The organism is Gordonia sp. VNK21 (genome assembly GCF_046098115.1).
GTDB lineage: Bacteria > Actinomycetota > Actinomycetes > Mycobacteriales > Mycobacteriaceae > Gordonia.
The window spans coordinates 1-1560 of the sequence record NZ_JBJURU010000021.1 but is presented as its reverse complement, the minus strand read 5'-3'; the positions used below and the strand labels follow the sequence as shown (position 1 = coordinate 1560).

At 66.3% G+C, this 1560-nt stretch carries 2 protein-coding genes; one reads left to right on the top strand and one right to left on the bottom strand.

Annotated elements, in window-relative coordinates:
* Positions 1 to 405: MBL fold metallo-hydrolase (locus ACJMNC_RS17080; RefSeq protein ID WP_408949157.1), on the bottom strand; the 405-nt coding region annotated here is incomplete at its 3' end.
* 276 nt (positions 406 to 681) lie between these two features.
* On the opposite strand from ACJMNC_RS17080, the gene ACJMNC_RS17075 reads away from it, so the two are divergent.
* Positions 682 to 1560 (top strand): IS1380 family transposase (locus ACJMNC_RS17075; RefSeq protein ID WP_408949156.1); only part of this gene is annotated, 879 nt, incomplete at its 3' end.

Sequence of the window (1560 nt, the reverse complement as noted above, 5' to 3'; positions counted from 1 at the left end):
GAAGACGTGCCCGTCGCGCACCGCATGCACCTGGCCGGGACCGTCGTCGAGGCCGTAGACCTCACGGACCTCCTGCTCCATCCGGTCGCGTTCGGGGCCGGGCGGCACGTACTGGGCGAGCATGGCGTCGAGGGAGCCGACCGCCTCCGCGTCGGCCTCGTGCGCGTGCACGTCCGCGGTGAAGTGGCGCAGTCCGGCCAGATGATCCTCGTGGGCGTGCGAGATCATCACCAGATCCGCGCCCACCGGATCGGTGTGCATCGCCAGGGACGGGTCGACCACCATCACCGCGTCGCGGCCGCGCACCACCACGGTGTTCCCGTAGGGCACGACGCCGCCGTTGGCCGCATGCAGCACCGTCACGCCGTCGTAGTCGCACGCGGTGAACGGGGTGTCCGGTTCCATCCCCCGACTATCTCAGGCCGGCGCCGTCGAGCGGTATCCGGAGCCACACACAACACGGTGTACACATCATATTGTGCAGAGCGTTTCCGGCACGTCTGCGTCGCCGTCGTCAACCACGTCATCCACATCCGGGCAGTTCGTTCACATCCGCCTAACCTGGTTCTTTCATCGGTGAATTCGACTCGCCGACCCTGATGCATGAAGAAAGGTGCTCTCACCTGCGATAATCGTTCTTGCGACAGTCCGATTACGTCAGAGCGAGGGAGCACCTTTCTGGTGAGTAACTCTACCGTGTTCTACCCACACATCCGCGCCACCGGCGACGGCGAGAACCTCGTGTCCCACGCCGGAACCATCCTGTTGACCCGAACAGTCGAGGTCAGCGGCCTCGCGGCCGAGTTGTCGACCGCACTCGCGCCGTGGCGCCCGCCCTCCGCAGTCCATGATCCGGGCAAGATCATCGCCGACCTCGCCGTCGCACTGGTCGCCGGCGGCGACTGCCTCGCCGACATCGCCACCATCCGCGAACAACCCGACACGTTCGGCCACGTCGCCTCCGACCCGACCGTCTCCCGCCTGATCTCAACGCTGGCCGCCTCGCCGGTCCAGGCGTTGTCGGCGATCGCTGCGGCTCGAGCCGCGACCCGGGCACGGGTGTGGGCGTTGGCCGGTCCTGCTGCTCCGAACCACGGGATTTCGGCGAAGAACCCACTGGTCATCGACCTCGACGCAACCCTGGTCACCGCACACTCGGACAAGCAGTCAGCGGCGGGAAACTACAAGGGCGGCTACGGTTTTCATCCGATGACCGCGTTCATCGACCACGGGCCCGGCGCGACCGGAGAAGCCGGAACGATCCTGCTACGACCAGGCAATGCCGGATCGAACACCGCCACCGACCACATCACCACCACCCAGCAGTCGTTGGCGCAGATCCCCGACCTACCACCGCGGCCCGGCCGCAAGATCCTGATCCGTACCGACTCGGCCGGCGCCACTCACGACTTCCTCGACTACCTGCACAAACAGCGAGTCTCGTACTCGGTCGGATTCGGTCTCGATGCCCGGTTGGGTGAGATCATCGACCGACTCCCGAAGAAGGCATGGACTCCGGCCTACAACAGCGACCGCGAGCAGCGAGACGGCGCCGACGTC